Below are 21133 nucleotides of genomic sequence, written 5' to 3' on the forward strand. Positions count from 1 at the left end.
CAGTGATGGTGATTTCTTTCACGGTTGGACCGTATTTTATTGGGCATGGTGGATCAGCTGGTCGCCATTTGTAGGTATGTTTATTGCTCGTATTTCAAAGGGCCGTACGGTACGTGAATTTATTACCTCGGTAATGTTAGCCCCTACGCTTGTGACCATCGTCTGGATGACAGTGTTTGGACAGTCAGGGTTGAGTCAGTATGACAATCAAGTTGGCGAGCTAGCAGGAGGGGTTAGTGATGCTTCCTTAACCTTGTTTCAGATGCTAGCAAATCTTCCTCTAGGAACCATTACCTCTTTAATTGCTATTATTCTAGTGATGGTATTTTTTGTGACTTCATCGGACTCAGGCTCTTTGGTAGTTGATACGATTACAGCAGGTGGTAAGCTTGAAGCTTCCATATACCAGCGTGTATTTTGGGCTGTTGCTCAAGGTCTTATTGCTATTGCGCTTCTTTATGGCGGCGGCGCACAAGCTCTAAAAACCATTCAAGCAGGTGCGGTAAGTACAGGCTTACCTTTTACTTCGGTATTGATCGTAATGTGTATCAGCTTATGGCTTGGCTTACGCAGGATTTATAAGGCGCGAGAGCAAATGCTCTCGGAGCTTGAAAAATACTAACGAATTGCTGATTTTTGATCTAAAAAACCCAGTTCTGTCATAGAACTGGGTTTTATGTTTATAGTCGTTTGTAATATAGACTTGATTATAGTTATATTAAATTTAAACTAATGATAATCTACGCTGTTAAAGGTTCATTACTTGCAATAATACCATTGTTGTCTGCATAGACAAACATGCCTGAGTTCAACATCAAATCACCAAAGCTGATTTCAATATCCGTTTGACCTTCATCACGGCGGGTTGATTTACGCGGTATACAACCAAGCGCCATCACACCAATATTCATTTCTGCCATATCATCAACATCGCGAACACAGCCATATACAATAACCCCAGCCCAGCCATTATCGATAGCTGATTGTGCAATCATATCGCCTAGTAATGCACACCGCATAGAGCCACCACCATCAACGACCAACACTTTACCATTACCGTTTTTGTCTTTGCCATTGCTATTCAACAGTGACTTAACACGGCTATTGTCTTCGAAGCACTTGACCGTCACGATTTCACCGCAGAATTTGTCTTTCGCACCAAAATGATGGAATGACTTACCTTCGATATTTGGTAAGCATACTTGCGACTCAGGATTGGCATCCAATAAATCACAAGTGACAAAATTTTCTCTATCCATTTGTATTGATTCTGACATTGCTTCTGCTCCTTGTTTTAGTGACTCAACTGACTGGTATTTCAATACTTATCAATGCTTAGATAATAGTTGTTATTTTTTACTCTCGTACTTTTGTTCTGCTATAGTTAAAAACCGATATCTGTAGTTTCTTAATTTCAAAAATGAATCTGTCACCAGAAAAAACGGTCTCTTTATTTTTTAACGCGGGTCATCGATAGCATCTGCTTATTTTCGATAATATCAGTATGCTTAATTTGAGGTTCAGTACGGTATTTACTACGATGATAGATATCATGAGCACTCATGGCCATCGCACTAGCAACACGTTTAGCAGAAATAGGATGTAACGACAGCGACTCTGATACCAGAGGCGAGATAATCTTGAAAGCTTTTTGACCAATGCTCTCAAGTGGACGACCTTTGTGCTTACCAAGTAACAAGGATGGACGAAAGACGACCAATTGTCCAAAACCTAATGCCATAATATCTTGCTCTGTCTCAGCTTTGACTCGATTGTACAAAAAACGGCTATCAATATCCGCATTCATTGAAGATAGTAAAAAGAAATTTTCCACCCCTTTGTCGCGACATAACTTGGCAAAATTTACATTATAGTCTCGATCTACCTTGCGAAAAGCCTCATCACTCCCAGCCTGCTTTTTTGTCGTACCTAAACAACTAAAAGCATCTGTCGTTCGATCGGCACCAACGCTTGCAAATACTTCAGAGAGATTATCAAAATCGTTAATTTGATAAAAACGCATGCTGGCGTTGATATAGCGTGGCGGACGACGAGCAAGCACAATCAATGTGTCATAAAGCTCACTCAGTTGCTTTACCAAATGCTGCCCTACTAACCCTGTTGCGCCAATCACAATTGCTTTTCGCTGCATACTCTATCCACTTATATAACATTAGATGAACTATATTGATGAGAAAATACCTATATCAAGGTCTGTCGTTAGAATATCATACCTAAATTCCTCAATAACTGACGCTATTATATAGGATATATTGTAAGAGATTTTATCAACTACCTAGATCTATCAGCACTTACTATTGATGTAGTTACCTGAATGACTCAAATTCGATGATATTACGTAACTTCTTTGAGCATTAATCATCAAATATATTGTCCTTAGTTCAATAATTTGCTAAGATAATCGGCTTTACACGTCAACGCTGTTTAATTATTCCAAACAGCTCTGACGCTTACGATGATCTACTCATATTAGATACTTTAATATTAGACATCGACATCATATTTGACGAGACGGCTGCTCGTCACCGATGATTGTTAAACCCATTATTGCAATCAACATTCATATTTTTATCTATCTTTATCAAGGAGATACGCGTGGCTAATACTGCACAAGCTCGTAAACGCGCCCGTCAAAACACCAAACGTCGTCAGAACTCTGCGTCACAACGCTCTATGGTTCGTACTTACTTAAAACGTGTTGATGCGGCTATCGAAGCTAAAGATTATGACGCGGCTACCGAAGCTTACAAAAAAGCGGTACCAGTTCTTGATCGTATGGCTGACAAAGGTATTATTCATAAGAATAAAGCTGCTCGTCGTAAGAGCCGCCTAAACAAAACAATCAAAGGCCTACAAGCTTAGGATTTGTGTTGGTTAGACCCCATTGCGCTTTTATAGCGTAATGACTAAAACCTTGCTACTGGTTCTAATACTGGAGCAAGGTTTTTTTATGCCTACTCGAATATATTGAATGAACAACCTCCCTATCAACTCATTTCAATATTTAGATAAGACATCACTTCCATTGTACTTCTGGTGGCAATAGTAATTTGCTAGGGTGATAGCCAGCTGCACGATAACCCTCTAATAATGAATTAATCGGCCGCGTATATACTTGTCCTCGCCAGATGAAATGTGCACTCGCTTGATCAAAGGGCTTATCATCAAACCATAGAAACACACCTTCCATCATCTTTGGCCAATCATTCCAATCAATCTCTACCACATCGAACATGACTGCTAAGAACGCAGATAGCAACGTGTCATGACTTACAGCAAGCATTAAATGGCCATCTTGCGGCTGATTTTGGTAAAAAAGCGACAGAATATCCAGACCGCCTTGGTAGGTGTTTTTGGTCCCTTCGAGATTACCTTGCAAAAAACGATTAATGAAATTTAGGACACCAATCTCTTTGAACACTGGATTGGCTATTTCAGGCTCAGTAACGAGACTACCAGGCTCTACCAACAGCGACTGGTGTGTAATATCACGCTTTAGACCAGCTCCCTCTTGCATCAGCTGCGCGGTATCGATGCAACGCCCAATAGGACTAGAGATACTATCGACGTCGAGCGAATATGGTAAATGACCGGATAACCATCGCCCCCAAGACTTTGCCAATACGCGGCCTTTAGGCGTCAACGGTAACTGATAGCTGGCAAAACCATTACCATCAGAACGCTCACGTAAAGAGTGCCTAGTAAATAGAATGAGTCGCTTATTTTCAGGCAATAAGCTGACAGAGGGAATCATACTATCTGGCAGGTGCGAAGGTGCAGGCGCGCTTGGTATGTGACTGGCAAGCTTGTCAGCAGATATTTTTGACAGGGTGTTATTCAGATATTTACTCATGACAACAAGCCTAGCAGATTTCTTATCAGGAATGAACAACAGACAAACCTAGTTGCAATATATCTGATATACCCTCTTCATTCTTTCAAATAAAACGCTTTATTCAAAAGAGTCTATGTCTAGCGTAAGTAAAGGTTTATCAGATACTTAATACGGTTCTAGCCGATATCAATCACTTTGTCCCAAGCAAACTCTAGTGCCGTACTACTGACCTCATTAGGATAGGCTCGTGGATTGACAATCACTCGCGTATTACCGACTTTATAATCAAATGCTTCATGAGTATGTCCATGTACCCAAAGCACCGGTGCCCAATCTTCATGCATCCATCCTGATAAATCACTGACGAAAGCAGCATTACTTGGTAAATCAGCATACTTTTCAGACACCGATAACGCACTGACGCTATGATGACTCATAACTACTGTTTTCTTACCTAATTTATGAGATTCAATTAACGCTTGCTGTAGCCACCGACGATGCTTGGCATGAATCTGCATAGATACTTCAGGCGAAAACAGTTCGGCGCCTGCATAGATTTGCTTATAGTCACGCATAAAATGACGAGCAGCTGCCATTGTGTCTTCATTGGCATGATACTGATAATCTGTCCAAAGCGTACAGCCTAATATGCGTATATCACCAATATCGATATGCTGACATTGTAATACGCGAACTCCCTTTTCGGACGCAGTATCATAGTTATCCCAGGTTGCCAGTTTATTGTCAAAGCTCAATACGTCTTCATCAAAGTATTCATGATTACCAGCGATAGTAATCAGGGGGACTTCTAAGCGTGCTGCTTGTTCTTGCAACCATGGCATACCTTTGTCGCTATTAGCAGTATCCCCTGCTACCAGTACTAAATCTGCATCAGTTTTAGGAATATGTCCAACGGGGTGCGACTGACGTGCATAACTATCAATATGTAAGTCACTCAATATCTGTAATTTCATATTATCCAACATCATTTAGTAGTGTTATTATTAAAAAATTAATTAGCGATAAACGCTCATAATAGTAGTACTGCTATTTATCTAAATGAACGTTTTTAATATAGTTATTATATTTTAGAAAAGTTATAAGAATAAATTTAAGTAGTGTAGCAGTTTTTTATATACCATCAAAAAGTAAAAAGACAGCCATTTAGGCTGTCCTTTTACTTAGTATCTACTCAAAATTAAATACTCTGGAGTATTTTCTGTAGTTTAGCAGCAGGGTCTGCAGCTTGAGTTATCGAACGTCCAATAACCAAATAATCAGAACCGTCCGTTAACGCCTGACTTGGTGTACAGATACGTTTTTGATCATCCGCACTGTCTTCAGCTAGGCGTATACCAGGCGTCACCAGTTTAAAGTCCTGACCACATAATGATTTAAGTGTCTTTGCTTCTTGAGCCGAGCATACCACCCCATCTAGACCAGCTTGCTTAGTCAATTGTGCCAGTCGGCTCACTTGGGCATCTAAGCTATCAATGATACCTGTTTGCATTAACGCTTCGCTATCCATAGAGGTTAATACGGTAACTGCGATGAGTAATGTATCAAGATTTCTATCTAGTAAGCGCTGTTTTGCCAACGACATAGCTTCTAGACCTGCGCTAGCATGAACATTCACCATCCATACACCAAGCTCTGCGGCGGCCAATACGGCTTGAGCAGTGGTATTCGGAATATCATGAAATTTTAAGTCTAGAAACACTTCAAAATCACGTTGATGCAGTGCCTTGATGATATCAGGGCCACAACGCGTAAACAGCTCTTTACCGACTTTCAATCGACATTGAGATGGATCTAGCTGGCCAGCCAGCGCTAAAGACGCCTCTACCGTCATATTGTCTAAAGCGACGACAACTGGAGAGTTAATTACATTATTCATGGGTTTACCATATATTTTGAAGTTATCAAAGTATCTTATTTGAGGTCAACAACAAGGTCATTGAATTATCGTTTAGCAGATCACCTAAAAGATTACCTAATGACCTAATCTCGTCTACGTTTAGTCAGAGTAGAGCCTTCAGTTAGGCTAGTCGCGTCAGTATTTTGCACATTGGTAGCAGAAGTACCATAAACAGCTTCATCTACTGTTGGCGCGCTTGCTTGACGATCTATGACTGTATTGGCTTGAGTCAATTGCTCTTGTAGGTTTGTATTTGCTTTTTGCAAACGTGAAATTTCCCACTTATTTTGCAATACACGGAACATAAGAAGTGCAAGCAATATGCCAATAATGATGCCAAGTATTAAACACAAGATCAGTAGCAACCCTAGATTCATCGTAGGTGCTTGCGAAAACAACAGATTGACTCCGACCTCAGTATTATTTGCCAATACCAAACCAAGCGAATAGGCAAAGCTCAAAAACAGCAATACAAATAATAGAAAGCGCATGAGACAGTTACCTCAGTTTGGAATGATAAATATTGAACAGCTCGATAATCAGTATTAGTTTAACTTACCGTATCATTTACTGCTTCGCGTAAAGCTTTGCCTGGTTTAAAGTGTGGAATCGCTTTAGCTGGTACAGGTACACTTTCGCCTGTTTTAGGATTGCGTCCCATACGGGCACGACGATGATGTAGACAAAAACTACCGAATCCACGAACTTCGACTCGGCCATCATTGGCTAAAGTATGAGTCATCAAATTTAAGATTTCACGCACTGCGTCATCAACCACGGTATCTGCCATGTTGTCACAGTTTGCACTCAAATTACTAATAAATTCGGATTTGTTAATCGCTTGCTGCATTATTACGCTTGCCTTGTTGATTGATGGATAAGCTGATGATAAGTCAATGCTCGATAGTACGAAAATACGTATGGATAATTAAATTATAAAGACTGAGTTTTTAAAAACCAATCTTCAAAATTACATCGTAACTATAAAAAGCTTATAACTATCATCTCGTTACTCAATGGTGCAAATGATAGCGGATATTAGCGTAAATGGGAATAAGAGTTTGCCCATTTGGCTAAAAACCTCTATTACTAACTGTGTTGATAAAATATAACCATAAAAAAAAGCGACCGAAGTCGCTTTTTTTTATTACTTTTATATCAATAGTTTGCAGCTTACTGCATTTGCTCTTTGATCAAATCACCAATAGTTTTTGGCTGTGCATCAGAACCAGTAGCGGCAGTAGTACTTGTGCTGCTTAGTTCTTTGATTGCTTGACGCTCTTCAGCTTCGTCTTTCGCTTTGATAGACAAGTTGATATTGCGTGTTTTACGATCAACACTGATGATTTTCGCTTCAACGTCATCACCAACAGTCAGATGCTTAGTAGCATCTTCAACGCGGTCACGTTGGATTTCAGAAGCGCGTAGGTAAGCTTCAACTTCGTCAGCAAGTTCAATGGTAGCGCCTTTAGCGTCTACTTCTTTTACTTTACCATTAACGATAGCACCACGGTCATTGCTAACTAGGTATTCGTTGAATGGATCAGAGCTCAACTGCTTAACGCCTAGGCTGATACGGTTAGCTTCTGCATCTACAGACAGTACCATTGCTTCAACGGTGTCGCCTTTGTTGTAGTTACGGATAGCATCTTCGCCAGTTTCGTTCCAAGAGATATCAGATAGATGAACAAGACCATCAATACCACCGTCTAGACCGATAAAGATACCGAAGTCAGTGATTGATTTGATAGTACCAGTGATTTTGTCACCGCGCTCATGTTTCTTATCAAACTCGTCCCATGGGTTAGCTAGAGTTTGCTTGATACCTAGGCTGATACGACGACGTTCTTCATCGATATCAAGAATCATTACTTCAACTTCATCGCCCACTTGAACAACTTTAGATGGGTGGATGTTTTTGTTGGTATGATCCATTTCTGATACGTGTACTAGACCTTCAATACCTTCAGAAATCTCAGCGAAACAACCATAGTCAGTCAAGTTGGTTACGCGAGCTTTTACAACACTACCTACTGGGTAAGTGCCGCCAACGTTATCCCAAGGATCAGTACCAAGTTGTTTTAGACCTAGGCTAACGCGGTTGCGTTCACGGTCAAACTTCAATACTTTAACTTTTAGGTCTTGGCCAACTTCAACAACTTCAGATGGGTGCTTGATACGGCGCCATGCCATGTCAGTGATGTGCAATAGACCATCGATACCACCTAGATCAACAAACGCGCCGTAATCAGTAAGGTTCTTAACGATACCTTCGATCTCGATGCCTTCTTCAAGCTTGTTCAATAGCTCTTCGCGCTCAGCTGAGTTTTCAGCTTCCATAACTGCGCGACGGCTAACAACAACGTTGTTGCGCTTTTGGTCAAGTTTGATGACTTTGAATTCTAGCTCTTTGCCTTCAAGATGCGTTGTATCACGGATAGGACGTACATCTACCAATGAACCTGGTAAGAACGCGCGTACTGAACCGATATCTACAGTGAAACCGCCTTTAACTTTACTTGAAATAATACCTTTAACGATTTCATCGTTATCAGCGATTTTTTCAAGGAAGTTCCAAGTTTCAACACGTTTAGCTTTCTCACGTGACAGCAAGGTTTGACCCATGCCGTTATCAACCGCTTCAACTACGACATCAACGCTATCGCCAACTTCAACTTCAAGTTCGCCTTCTTCGCTTAAAAACTCTTCACGAGCGACGATACCTTCAGATTTAAGACCAGTATCTACTGTGATCCAATCGCTATCGATGGCCACAACAGCACCTGTAATAACCGAGCCACGCTCGATATCTAGGCCCTGCTCTTCAATGCTCGCTTCAAATAGTTCAGCAAATGATTCCATTATGTCTACCTTTGTATAGCCGTATCCTGTCCAGCACAGTACGGATCAAATTTATGATTGTATAGAACGAAATACTGGTTTTATATCCCATACAATCATATAAAAAAACGTTTGTTGATAGCGAGCTCATCATAGCTAAAACTGACTAACAACAACTGTCTTGTATCGAATGCCATATTTCAAATAAGCTAAGTTTTTATTGCTACTTAGATAATATTTAACTCAACCGTGTTATTTTATACTAAAAACATGATTAGCAGGAAAGTTTTTAGTACTTAATATGTTGTTTTTACTAGCTATTAAATTATTAACTATTAAAAAAGATACCTTTATCTTGGCAGTGCTTTTTGACCTGCTCATATACTGCATCAGCATTGAGCGCTGAACTATCTAGTAATAATGCATCTGCCGCAGGCTTCGATGGCGCTGTACTTCGATTTTCATCACGGTCATCACGCGCTTTTATCGTCGCTAAAATCGCCTCAAAATCTGCTGTCTGACCAGCATTCAATAACTGTGCCACACGGCGCTCTGCACGCGCTTCAGCACTAGCCGTCAAAAACACTTTAACATCAGCATCTGGAAAAACGACTGTCCCCATATCACGACCATCAGCCACCAAGCCTGAACGAGTAGCCATATCTTGTTGTAACTTGAGCAATGCTTGGCGCACCTGTGGAAAGATTGCTATCTGTGATGCGTAGCCACCGACTGTTTCATTGCGTACTTGCTCACCTACCGCTTGTCCATTCACAATGATATCTATACGTCCTGAATCATTGTTTGGTACAAATGCTATCTCTAAGCTTTCAGTCAAGGCCAGTACGGCCTCTTCGTCGATCGATTGGCTAGCATCTGCGTTGATTAAACCCGCTTCAAATGCTTTTAGACCAACGATTCTATAAAGCGCGCCAGAGTCTAACAATTGATAGCCCAGCATTTGTGCTAGACGCCATGTAACCGTACCTTTACCAGCGCCACTAGGACCGTCGATACAAATAACAGGATAACGCACTGATGAAGTATGGCTATCATCTCTATTGAGTAAAACATTATCAGATGTAAAACTAGTCATAATACTTACTCAATAATATGCGTTATTAATATCGCTTATCATATGTTATTAATAAGACAGTACTTATTCGAATGGTCATTCTTTAATAACCCATTGAGATGGGTGCTATTAAATAGGGCGATATTATAGCAAAAAATCATCGTAACCACTAGCACCAAGACGGATATCTTGTTATTAATCTTTTTAGTTTACATACTGGCTTTATTCTTTTTTGCGGCCTGCCTACGCTCACGAAAAAACATCTTTAATATTTGGCTACTATACTCGCTGCATAACCCTTTATAAGCTTGGATGCTATGGTTATAAAACGGTTGTAACGACAAGTCCATTTGACTACCAACCATCCCAGCACGTGGTTCACTTGCTGCATATACTAACTTGCTTACACGCGCATGGATTAATGCGCCGATACACATCGTACAAGGCTCTAGAGTGACATACAAAGCAGTCTGTAGCGGCAAACGATAATTTTGCAAACGTGTACAGGCGTCTCTCAAGGCAACTATCTCAGCATGAGCAGTAGCATCATGGCTACTGATTGGTTGATTAAATCCTTGGCCGATAATTTGATTATCATGTACCAGTATAGCGCCTACTGGCACCTCTCCTCGATCAGCACCCTGTTTGGCAAGTTCAATAGCTTGTTGCATCCATTTAACATCTTCAACTGACCAAAAGGTGCTGGTTTGAATATTTGAAGACAGAGACGATATTAATTTCATGCGCTGTGTATTTTGCATTTATTGTGGTAGTTGCCAGTCAATTGGCGTTTGGCCATATTGCACTAAGTAATCATTCGTTTTAGAAAAGGGTTTAGTGCCAAAGAACCCGCCGCGGTTTGCCGCAAGTGGTGAAGGATGTACCGCTGTCAGAATCAAATGTTTATCCGTATCAATATACTTGCCTTTCTTTTGGGCCTTACTGCCCCACAAAATAAATACAGTATGCTTTGTCTGTTCATTAACTGCATCAATGACAGCATCCGTAAACTGCTCCCAACCTTTATTCTGATGACTGTTTGGCTCGCCTTCTCGTACAGTCAGTGAGCTATTAAGCAGTAGAACACCTTGCTGCGCCCAGTATGTCAAATCACCATGCGATGAGGGACGAATACCAATATCATCTGCCATCTCTTTAAGCAAGTTATTCAACGATGGTGGTTTTGGAATGACTTTAGGAACAGAAAATGATAACCCCATAGCCTGACCTGGACGATGATAAGGATCCTGCCCCAAGATTACCACTTTCACTTGTGATAACGGCGTAAGGTTAAGTGCATTGAACATCAATGGTGCAGGCGGATAGATACTATCTTCCGACTGGTAGGCCTCTTTTAAAAATGCGCGTAGGTTATCCATATTTTCAGACGTTAATTCATCTGCCAGTGCCGTTTTCCAATCTTCTGGTAAACGAACATTATCTAAAATCGCTTGTTTTTGCTCTAGTGTCTTAGTTGTCGGTTCATCGAACAATTCCATAGTGCGTCCTTTTTATACTTGTTATCTTGTTATAAGTTCAATAGAAAGCTAGCTTAATGTAGATAGTTATACTAACAAAAAACGGTGTGCGCTTTGTTAGTGAATTATAGCAACAAAAAAAACGGCTACCGCAGTAATACGGTAACCGTTCTTATAATATCAACATTAAAAATCTCAGCTGGCTAGAGACTCAGAATCAGGACGTGGTTCATGAGTTTCAACGACTGTCAGTACAATACGGCTATCAGCTGAGCCTTTGTCTGAGACCTTATCAAGCTTCATCGTATCACTCTCTTGAGAGTTATCGGCTTTAGGCTCTAAGGTCAGATGCACCACACCGCCATTGACCAAATCCCCAAACAAAATCATACTTGCCAGTGGTTTTTTGATTTCATCCTGAATCAGACGCTGCATCGGACGTGCACCCATTAGACGGTCATAGCCTTTATCCGCCAAGTAATCACGTACATCATCATCAATCTCTAATGTCACCTGCTTATCATCAAGCTGTACTTGTAATTCAACCAAGAACTTATCAACAACCGATACAACAACTGACGTATCTAGAGGATTGAACTGGATAATAGCGTCTAAGCGATTACGGAACTCTGGCGTAAAGACACGTTTGAGCGACTCTGTATTATCACGGCTATGGTCTTGTTGGGTAAAGCCCATTGACGAGCGACTGATGCTATCAGCACCGACGTTCGTTGTCATAATAACGATGACCTGCTTAAAGATTGCCACACGACCATTATTGTCAGTCAACGTACCATGATCCATTACTTGTAGTAACAGGTTGAATACATCTGGATGCGCCTTTTCGATCTCATCAAGCAACAACACACAGTGTGGATGCTGATTGATTTTTTCGGTGAGTAAGCCACCTTGATCGTAGCCAACATAGCCAGGAGGCGCGCCAATCAAACGTGATGCCGTATGCGCTTCCATATACTCTGACATATCAAAACGTACTAACTCTACGCCTAATAAATTGGCTAATTGACGTGACACTTCTGTTTTACCCACACCAGTTGGACCTGCAAACATAAATGAACCAATTGGCTTATCAGGTGCTTTCAATCCTGCACGTGATAACTTAATAGCATCAGCTAGCGTGCCAATCGCCTCATCTTGACCAAACACCAAGTGTTTAAGATCTCGATCTAAATGCTCAAGGATACTCTTATCATCACTTGATACAGATTTGGGTGGAATACGTGCTAACTTAGCAATGATAGCTTCAATATCAGCAACATCAATTTTCATTGGTGGTTTTTGACTTTTTGATACGTTCACATTCTCTGCTGACTCATTACCATCGTTTGCTTTTGCAGCTGCGACTTCATCCTGCATTTCGTTATCTGCATCGATATCTTCTTCATCAGTATCAATTTGTGCATCAAAATCTTGCTCTAAATCAGTGATAAAGCTTTCTTCAGCTTCGATATCATCGACATCAGGCACCACGCCTAAACGCTTATACGCACCTGCTTCGTCAATTACGTCAATAGCTTTGTCAGGCAAGAAACGCTCATGAATATGTTTGGCTGATAACTGTACGGCCGTCACTAACGCTTCGTCCGTATACTCAACATTATGAAACTCTTCATAACGAGGTTTTAGACCACGTAAGATATCGATGGTGTCATCCACACTGGGTTCTTTGACATCAATTTTCTGAAAACGACGTGACAATGCATGATCTTTTTCAAATACTTGACGATACTCAGTAAAGGTTGTTGAGCCAATACAACGCAGCTCACCATTGGCAAGCGCTGGCTTGATAAGGTTCGATACATCCATATTACTGCTCATAGATGAACCAGCACCAATAATCATATGAATCTCATCAATAAACAAGATTGCATTTGGTTTTTTCTTTAGCGCATCAAGCAGTGACTTCATGCGCTTTTCAAAGTCGCCGCGATATTTAGTACCTGCAATCAATGAGCCGATATCAAGGCTATAAATCACGCAGCCGTTAAGTGGCTTTGGTGCTTTGTCATTAATAATTAACCATGCTAAACCTTCTGCGATAGAAGTTTTACCTACACCAGGCTCACCGACTAGCAATGGGTTGTTTTTACGGCGACGGCATAATACTTGGGCAGCACGCTCAATCTCAGAGGCACGTCCAATCAAAGGATCCGTTTTACCTTCAGCGGCTCGCTGATTTAAATTGGTCGCAAATTCAACTAAGGGATCTTTACTGGTCTTTTCAGAGGCACTACGGCGCTCAGTGCCTGCTGAACCGCGTGATTCAGATGGTTCTTCTTTATCTTGACCATGTGATAAATACTGAGTTAGCTCAAGGCGACTGATACCTTGTTTTTTGAGCAGGTAGACAGCATAAGTATCATGCTCTGAAAACATAGAAACTAAAATATCAGACCCTTCAACCAAACGACCACCACCGATCGACTGCACGTGAAAAATAGCACGTTGCAAAATACGATCAAAGCTCTGAGTTGGCTGCGGAGACTGTTCTGTATCAGCATCGATAGTTGGCGTGTGTTTATTAATATAAACCTCAAGCTCAGTACGCAACGCCGAGACATTAGCATTACAAGCAGTCAACGTATTGGCAGCATGGGTGTTTTCTAATAAGGCCAAAAGTAAGTGTTCAACAGTGAGATACTCATGCGATTTTTGGCGCGCAAGCGTCATTGCTAAACGTAGAGAAACTTCAAGATGACGACTTAACATAACAACTTCCTACGGTTATATCTATCTTTATAATTGATAGTTTTATGAATGAGTTAGTAAGTAAATCAGGGCGGTAGATGAATTGTTCAAGGGCTATGTTCGTATTATTAGAAGTCATGAATAAATGAGGTGAGCGGTAGACTGTTTATCAAATACTATAATCTCGCTATCAGCCAACAGTAATCATCACTATCCATGGCCGCTTTTCTTTATATCAACACGATACTTCGGCGGAGTCAATCTATTAACACAGACTAAAATGTATCAAAGCGTGCTACGAGCTAGTAGCGACAACTCTAACAACGGATATTAAATAGTGAAAAACTGATTAGATAAAAAGAGATATTGATATTTGAGAATCTAGTAATGACGTGGTTTTAGCAGCTTTGACTACGGTGCTTAGTCTAAAACTATTAAACAGAACTCTTTAATAGATAGAGTTATTTGCTACAAAAATCAATATTCTATGGATAATAAATCCATTTTTGAGAGACACTACTTGCATACAAGGAGAATGACTAAAAAGTTGAAAAAGCTCACTGTAAAAGCGAGCTTTGATATGAATTACTTAGAGGTGAAAAATAGCAGGTAAATTTTTGATAGAGCGACATACCGATATAAAAGTTAATAACTGGCTCTACTCGCCTTGATGTGGTTCAATTTGGGTCAGTAATGGATAACCTTCACGGTGTGCCAGACTATTTACTTTTTTGGCTTTGGTTTCGGCGATATCTTTGGGATAAATACCAGCAATACCTTTACTGCTATTATGAATAGTCAACATAATCTCGACCGCAGAATCCATACTATGACGAAATTCTGACTGCAGTATGTATACAACGAACTCCATCGGCGTGTAGTTATCATTGTACATAACGACCGCATACATGGGCGGTTTGGCTATTTCAGGCTCTGCAACCAATACATCTGCTTGCGGTGACGTTTCACCATCGGTATCACCGTCTTGTGCACGATGAGCAGGCATATTGGGAAAGTGCCAATCGGCAACCGTTGGCATGGCTTGTGATATCATTTTTTTCATCATAATCAAAATATAATTATAAGGTAAGTTTAAGATAGAAGAGGTTATTAAGGCAGGCGATAAGGCATGGTATAAAACACAACCACTAATTAGAGCTATTGAGCTTCGATTTCAACCATACTATCCACTATCGTCACTGAGTATGTTGTTAAGACATGAGGTAATTAAGGTACGATAGGACTTTCATCAATTTCCGGTAAATCTAGGAGCGATGGTAGCATGTTATCCACATTATCACCGAGCTTCCAGTCGTACAGTTGCTCTACCTGTTGACCACCAGCTTGCAAGGTCAGTTTTGCTTGCAACGCTCTAAACCCCGATGGCATTACAAAGCGACCACGTATCCGAACAATACCTTCGATCATATGATAGGTAGGGTCAAGCGGCACTTCTACAAAATCGTCATTATTAAGCAGCGTCAAGACAGGCGTCAAGAGCTTCGCTTGACCATCGCGACTAAGCATCCCAATATCAAAACCATACTCGAAAGCATTTTCGGGTAGTGGCGAAATCTTGGCCCCTAATACTTGTAGAGGCATGCCACCTTTCTTACGAATGACATCCGAATATAACTCATTGAGCTGTGACACTTGTTTATTTTCTATCGCTAGTTCTTGTTGGCTGTCACGTAAATCTTTTAAATTAGCCAAACTAATAGCCAGTTCCTGTTTAGCAGTTGCCGCTTGGTTGGTGGCTATCTTGTTGCTAAGGCGTAAGTCTTCTAGTGCTTGTGTCGCTTTAGTGCTATCAATAACTGCTTGCTTAGCTTCTGTTTCCATTAAATGAAGACCACGTTGATAGCCAAGCTTGTGACCGAATACCAGACCAACCACTGCTGTCACTAGTATTGCCACTACAAATAGCACCAACACCAATGTAGAAGCCCCACGTTGTGAACTATTAACACCACTTATAGAAGCGCTATGGTTTCCAAAGGAATGCTGTTTGCGCTTCAAGCTATGTATAACCGAGTCTTTACACGATAGACGGGCTGGCTGTGAGCAAAAGCGTAGTACGAACTGAACACGCATTTAGACGGTATCTCTTAAGAGTAAGGGCAAATCATTATAGCCGAATTTATAATCAATACCTAGCACCGTAAATGTGAATGATTGGAATATGAAGTAATTGATATTAAGGAACAATCGGTGCAAAGTTCAATCCCAGTGACTCATCAAAACCGAACATCACGTTCATGTTTTGTACAGCCTGACCAGCAGCACCTTTGACTAAGTTATCTTGAACAACGATAACTGTTAGCTCAGCGCGCTCGTTATCCTGATGTACCGCAATGCGTAAACGATTACTGGCGCGAACACTGCGCGTATCTGGGTAAAGACCTTTCGGCATGACATCAACAAACAACTCTGATGCGTAGTTACTTTCAAACGCTTGCTGCCAATCGATAGCCGCGCCTGCATCAGTCAACTCCATATGGATAGAGCTTAGCATGCCACGAATCATCGGTACTAGATGTGGTAAAAAACGAACACGGTGCGCGAACTGGCTATCTAATAACTGTGCAATACCCTGCTCAATCTCAGGTAAATGACGATGACCTTCAACGCTATAAGCTTTAAAGCTGTCTGTTGACTCAGCATAATTGAGTGCAAGCGATGCTTGACGACCAGCACCAGATACGCCAGATTTCGCATCAATAACGATACGAGACTCAATCAAACGCTTTTCTTGCTTATTCTGCGCTTCGATAATCGGTTTTAGACCCAAAATTGCAGTCGTTGGATAACATCCAGGATTACCCACTAGTAAAGCATCAGCGAGCTTATTACGATTAACTTCTGGTAGTCCATAAACTGCTGTTTTTAACAACTCAGGACAGGCATGCGACTGCTTGTACCAGTGCTCAAAGTCAGTCAGTGATTGCAAACGAAAATCAGCAGCCAAATCGACAACCTTGACGCCAGCTTGAGTAAGCGCCTCAGCTTGCTTCATCGCTACACCATGTGGAGTCGCAAAAAACACGACATCGCATTTTTGTAGTGCAGTAAGGGTATTATCACCTAAGTCGCTGAAAACGATGTCAGACACACCGCGCAAGCTTGGGAAGATTTCATCAGCACGAGTGCCAGCTTCGCTACGAGAAGTTAATAAATCAATAGAAACTTCAGGATGAGAAGATAATAAGCGAATAAGCTCAATACCTGTATAGCCTGTACCACCGACGATCGCTGCTGAAATCATAAGACACCTTTTTCATGGTAAATACTAAATATGCACTGATTGATTCTATATTTGCTTATAATGCATGCAACTCTACAAATATAGAATCAACCTCTAAATATCCTAACTTTTAAATTTTATAATCGTGTACTGCGTCCACAAACACTTTGGCATTATCAGGGTTAACCCACTGAGTAATACCATGACCTAGGTTTGCTATGTAACCAGTCTTTTCACCATCAGCATAAGCACGATCAAGCATAGCATTCACTTCAGAACGAATAGTTGCAGGTGAGCCATACAACGTCGCTGGATCTAAATTGCCTTGGAGAGCCTTGCTGCTTTGCAGTCTTTTATGCTTTTTGGTCAATTGACGCTGACTCTCGGTCAATACTTGACGCGCACGATCAATCGACATCGTCCAGTCTAGACCTAATACGTCCGCTTCACTATCAGCCTGAATATCAAGCCACAACCCACCGCCTTTAGTAAATAACACGACAGGTACTTGTGGATGACGTTCCTTTAGTTCGGCGACGATACGTTTATTATAATTGTGTGAAAAATCGATAAACTGACGATGACCTAGTGCCCCGCCCCAACTATCAAATATCTGAACGATTTGAGCGCCCGCTACGATTTGGGCATCTAAATAGTCAATGACAGATGCTGCCAGCTTATCTAGTAACTGGTGTAAAAAGTCAGGGTTACTATACAAGAAGCCTTTAGTATAACGGTAATCCTTTGAGCTACCGCCTTCTATCATATAAGTAGCCAATGTCCACGGACTACCAGAAAAACCAAATAATGGAACTTGACCATTCAATGCTTTACGGATACTGGTGACGGCTCGCATCACATAGTCTAAAGAGTCATTTGGCTCAAGTACTGGCAATCTATCAAGATCCGCCTGCTCACGAATAGGATATTTGAATTTAGGGCCTTCTCCTGTTTCGAAGTATAGTCCCAGTCCCATCGCATCAGGGATAGTTAGAATATCACTAAATAGAATAGCAGCATCTAAATCATAACGACGCAATGGCTGTAGAGTCACTTCAGTCGCGCGGTCTGTATCTTTACACAGACTCATGAAATCACCTGCTTCAGCGCGAGTTGCCTTATACTCTGGCAAATAACGACCGGCTTGGCGCATCATCCATACTGGTGTGGTATCAATAGGCTCAAAACGCAATGCACGTAGCAATCTATCGTTTTTTAAAGGTGCAAACTGTTGCTGAACCGAGTTACTACCGTCTGAAGCACTCATGTGCAAATCTCCAAAACAGCACAATATCCACATTTATAGATGGATGTCGTGCTGAATAAAATGAATGGAATAAAGAGTTAAATAGAAGCGTTATACAGTCAATGCAAGATTGTCACGGTGCACCATAACGACACGTTCTTCGTTGCTACCAAAGATCTTATCGAAATGTTCGGTACGCTCACGAGCGACACGACGTGCATCATTTGATGAGAAATTGACCTGCCCAACAGCTATGCGTTCGCCAGTATCTTGATGAATAATTTCTACAACATCACCTTCATCAAAACCACCACGGACTTCGACAACACCGACTGGCAACAAACTGCTATTTTGCTCGGTCAATGCTTTGGCAGCCCCTGCGTCAACGACTAAACTACCTGACATACGTAGATGCGCGGCCAGCCACTGTTTACGCGCGATGATCTTATCTTCATCATTAGTCGTCAGCAATGTACCTACTGCTTCACCTGATACCACACGGGTAATCACGTCATCGATGGCACCGCTGACAATAACGGTAGGACAGCCACCCATTGCCGCAAGGCGGCCAGCACGAATTTTGGTTAGCATACCACCGCGACCTAGCTTACCGCCGTCCCCTGCAATATCAAACAAATAATCAGCCATTGCACGTTCTTGACGAATCATTTTAGCATTAGGATTGTCACGAGGATTATCAGTAAAGACACCGTCCTGATCGGTTAAGATAATGTACAAGTCAGCGTTGACCATTGCGGCTGCCATTGCACCTAGGGTATCGTTATCACCGAATTTAATCTCATCGATGGTGATGGTATCGTTTTCATTGATAACAGGGAGTACGCGCCATTCTAATAACTGCGTCAGCGCGCTCGTCGTATTGAGATAACGACTACGATTAGATAAATCATCATGAGTCAGCAATAGTTGTGAGCTTTGAATACCATGCTGAATCAATGCTGACCACCATGTTTCAATCAGACCCATCTGTCCAATGGATGCACAAGCTTGTAATGCTGCTAGTTTTTTAGGGCGCTCATCAAGGTCCATACGTACGACACCTTCAGCGACAGCACCTGACGATACTAGCAGTACTTCAACCCCTTGTTTATGCAGGCGAGCAATCTGCTTTGCCCACTCATATATGGCAGTACGATCCAGCCCTCGACCATTATTAGTTAACAGCGATGAACCAATTTTGACAATAACGCGCTGAATATCAAAGTTGCGAGTTTGCTTAACAAATCTTGCTTCTTCCATCGTGTTTGCTATGTCATCTGCCATATAAACTCCTTTTTTCATATAAATTGAGTGTAGGGATTAAGTTTACAATTTAAGTATAACTGCTCAAGCATACTAGCTTAAGGAACGTACATTACCTCAACGCCATCGTCATCATCGTCATCAAAATCAGACGTATCCAATCCTTCACGTGCCGCTTTACGAGCTGCACGATACGCTTCACGCTGTGCTTCAGTGTTCAGACGTACTTCAGCTTCTAAACGCTCAAAACGTTCTTTTTGTGCTTCAGCGAAGATAGGATCTTCGATTTCACGCTCACGCTCAAGCTCGATATCGTTCATTAAATGATATTTGACCGCGTCAACGCCTTCACCAGTTAGCGTTGCAGTACGGAATACCATACCTGTCCAGCCCAATTCTGCCACAATATGTGTGCAAAGCGCATTCAAATCTTCGTCATTGACCTGATCTATTTTGTTTAATACCAAAATCTGCGGTAAGTTAGCCAATTCAGGTGAAAAACGCTCAAGCTCATTTAAGATAACACGAGCATTTTCGACTGGGTCACTGCCATCAACTGGTTTAACGTCAACTAAATGTAGCAGACGACGCGTACGCGCAACATGTTTTAAGAAGCGAATACCAAGTCCGGCACCATCTGATGCACCTTCAATAAGACCTGGAATATCTGCCATTACAAATGAGCGATGACGACCAATATCGACCACACCCAAGTTTGGCACTAGCGTAGTGAATGGATAGTCAGCGACCTTTGGTCTAGCAGCAGATACTTGACGGATAAAGGTCGATTTACCAGCATTAGGCAAACCAATCAAACCAACATCAGCCACTACTTTTAGCTCAAACTTAAGAACTTTTAATTCACCTTCAAAACCTGATGTTGCTTTACGCGGCGCTTGGTTGGTTGAGCTTTTAAAATGGGTATTACCTAGACCACCGTCCCCACCTTTGGCAATCAGTAGTGTCTGGCCAATCTCAATCAAATCACCCAATACTTCGTCTGTTTCGGTATCAACTACCGTCGTACCCACTGGTACTGGCAAATAAAGATCATCAGATCCTTTGCCTGAACAGTTTCTACTATGGCCGTTCTCAGCACGCATGGCATCGTGACGACGCGTATAGCGATAGTCAACTAGGGTGTTGGTGTTGTCTTCTGCAATGACGTACACATCTCCGCCCTTGCCGCCATCACCACCATCAGGTCCACCACGTGGGACATACTTCTCTCGGCGAAAACTGGCGATTCCGTTACCACCGTCACCTGCTTTTACCGTTACGACGGCTTCATCAATAAATCGCATCTTACGTTCCTTAATTCACAATCCAGTCTATAAACTGGTTACAACCAACGGTTGTATTTTAGGGTTTTGCTATATTTTATGGCACAACGAACACTGTATAAATGCTACTTTTACTTAGTGCCCATTATGACAATAACACCCGATAATCAATCGGACTATCGGGTGTTTAAGTATGACAGTTAAAATCTTGCCAAGCTAT

The 21133-nt window shown here is 41.5% G+C and carries 20 protein-coding genes; 2 read left to right on the forward strand and 18 right to left on the reverse strand.

Features of this window, described 5'->3' with window-relative positions:
* Window positions 1-622 (forward strand): BCCT family transporter (locus tag ACT3QQ_RS04310; RefSeq protein ID WP_444527065.1); only part of this gene is annotated, 622 nt, incomplete at its 5' end.
* 118 nt (window positions 623-740) lie between these two features.
* On the opposite strand, the gene rraA is transcribed toward ACT3QQ_RS04310, so the two are convergent.
* A complete protein-coding gene (rraA, locus tag ACT3QQ_RS04315) occupies window positions 741-1277 on the reverse strand; it encodes a ribonuclease E activity regulator RraA (RefSeq protein WP_444527066.1) in 537 nt (178 codons plus the stop codon).
* 173 nt (window positions 1278-1450) lie between these two features.
* Entirely contained in the window at window positions 1451-2152 is a 702-nt protein-coding gene (locus ACT3QQ_RS04320) for an NAD-dependent epimerase/dehydratase family protein (protein ID WP_444519484.1), read from the reverse strand.
* A 464-nt stretch (window positions 2153-2616) separates the two neighbouring features.
* Here ACT3QQ_RS04320 and rpsT point away from each other — a divergent pair, with 464 nt between their 5' ends.
* Window positions 2617-2883 carry a 30S ribosomal protein S20 gene (rpsT, locus tag ACT3QQ_RS04325; protein WP_296134742.1) on the forward strand — a complete coding sequence of 89 codons (267 nt, stop codon included), beginning with the start codon at window positions 2617-2619 and terminating at the stop codon, window positions 2881-2883.
* A gap of 154 nt (window positions 2884-3037) precedes the next feature.
* On the opposite strand, the gene ACT3QQ_RS04330 is transcribed toward rpsT, so the two are convergent.
* The 16 genes from ACT3QQ_RS04330 to cgtA form a co-directional block, all read right to left on the reverse strand.
* Entirely contained in the window at window positions 3038-3874 is an 837-nt protein-coding gene (locus tag ACT3QQ_RS04330) for a histidine phosphatase family protein (RefSeq protein ID WP_444522305.1), read from the reverse strand.
* Window positions 3875-4032: 158 nt separating this feature from the next.
* Window positions 4033-4830 (reverse strand): metallophosphoesterase, encoded by a 798-nt coding sequence (locus ACT3QQ_RS04335; protein ID WP_444527067.1) that lies wholly within the window; start codon window positions 4828-4830, stop codon window positions 4033-4035.
* 224 nt (window positions 4831-5054) lie between these two features.
* A complete protein-coding gene (pyrF, locus tag ACT3QQ_RS04340) occupies window positions 5055-5753 on the reverse strand; it encodes an orotidine-5'-phosphate decarboxylase (protein WP_444527068.1) in 699 nt (232 codons plus the stop codon).
* Between the two features lie 104 nt (window positions 5754-5857).
* On the reverse strand, window positions 5858-6265 hold the full coding sequence (locus ACT3QQ_RS04345) for a lipopolysaccharide assembly protein LapA domain-containing protein (RefSeq protein ID WP_444519480.1): 408 nt from the start codon (window positions 6263-6265) through the stop codon (window positions 5858-5860).
* Between the two features lie 59 nt (window positions 6266-6324).
* Window positions 6325-6624, reverse strand: coding sequence for an integration host factor subunit beta (locus tag ACT3QQ_RS04350; protein WP_444527069.1), 300 nt, complete (start codon window positions 6622-6624; stop codon window positions 6325-6327).
* Window positions 6625-6947: 323 nt separating this feature from the next.
* Window positions 6948-8636 (reverse strand): 30S ribosomal protein S1, encoded by a 1689-nt coding sequence (gene rpsA / locus ACT3QQ_RS04355; RefSeq protein ID WP_444519478.1) that lies wholly within the window; start codon window positions 8634-8636, stop codon window positions 6948-6950.
* A 307-nt stretch (window positions 8637-8943) separates the two neighbouring features.
* Window positions 8944-9711 carry a (d)CMP kinase gene (gene cmk / locus ACT3QQ_RS04360; protein WP_444527070.1) on the reverse strand — a complete coding sequence of 256 codons (768 nt, stop codon included), beginning with the start codon at window positions 9709-9711 and terminating at the stop codon, window positions 8944-8946.
* A 188-nt stretch (window positions 9712-9899) separates the two neighbouring features.
* Window positions 9900-10433, reverse strand: a complete 534-nt coding sequence (tadA, locus tag ACT3QQ_RS04365) for a tRNA adenosine(34) deaminase TadA (protein ID WP_444527071.1) — start codon at window positions 10431-10433, stop codon at window positions 9900-9902.
* Between the two features lie 18 nt (window positions 10434-10451).
* Window positions 10452-11189 (reverse strand): uracil-DNA glycosylase, encoded by a 738-nt coding sequence (locus ACT3QQ_RS04370; protein WP_444527072.1) that lies wholly within the window; start codon window positions 11187-11189, stop codon window positions 10452-10454.
* A gap of 174 nt (window positions 11190-11363) precedes the next feature.
* Window positions 11364-13898 carry an ATP-dependent Clp protease ATP-binding subunit ClpA gene (gene clpA / locus ACT3QQ_RS04375; RefSeq protein WP_444527073.1) on the reverse strand — a complete coding sequence of 845 codons (2535 nt, stop codon included), beginning with the start codon at window positions 13896-13898 and terminating at the stop codon, window positions 11364-11366.
* 637 nt (window positions 13899-14535) lie between these two features.
* The gene (locus tag ACT3QQ_RS04380) at window positions 14536-14931 is read right to left on the reverse strand and encodes an ATP-dependent Clp protease adaptor ClpS (protein ID WP_444527074.1); all 396 of its coding nucleotides are present in this window, start codon (window positions 14929-14931) and stop codon (window positions 14536-14538) included.
* Window positions 14932-15104: 173 nt separating this feature from the next.
* Window positions 15105-15971: a hypothetical protein gene (locus ACT3QQ_RS04385; RefSeq protein ID WP_444527075.1), complete on the reverse strand. Its 867-nt coding sequence runs from the start codon at window positions 15969-15971 to the stop codon at window positions 15105-15107.
* A 103-nt stretch (window positions 15972-16074) separates the two neighbouring features.
* Window positions 16075-17142: an N-acetyl-gamma-glutamyl-phosphate reductase gene (gene argC, locus ACT3QQ_RS04390; protein WP_444527076.1), complete on the reverse strand. Its 1068-nt coding sequence runs from the start codon at window positions 17140-17142 to the stop codon at window positions 16075-16077.
* 109 nt (window positions 17143-17251) lie between these two features.
* Window positions 17252-18388: a uroporphyrinogen decarboxylase gene (gene hemE / locus ACT3QQ_RS04395; protein ID WP_444527077.1), complete on the reverse strand. Its 1137-nt coding sequence runs from the start codon at window positions 18386-18388 to the stop codon at window positions 17252-17254.
* Window positions 18389-18478: 90 nt separating this feature from the next.
* Window positions 18479-19651: a glutamate 5-kinase gene (gene proB, locus ACT3QQ_RS04400; RefSeq protein WP_444519469.1), complete on the reverse strand. Its 1173-nt coding sequence runs from the start codon at window positions 19649-19651 to the stop codon at window positions 18479-18481.
* A gap of 77 nt (window positions 19652-19728) precedes the next feature.
* The gene (cgtA, locus tag ACT3QQ_RS04405) at window positions 19729-20934 is read right to left on the reverse strand and encodes an Obg family GTPase CgtA (protein WP_444519468.1); all 1206 of its coding nucleotides are present in this window, start codon (window positions 20932-20934) and stop codon (window positions 19729-19731) included.
* Window positions 20935-21133: the final 199 nt, after the last annotated feature.

This window comes from Psychrobacter sp. AOP7-A1-24 (assembly GCF_052376235.1).
Lineage (GTDB): Bacteria > Pseudomonadota > Gammaproteobacteria > Pseudomonadales > Moraxellaceae > Psychrobacter.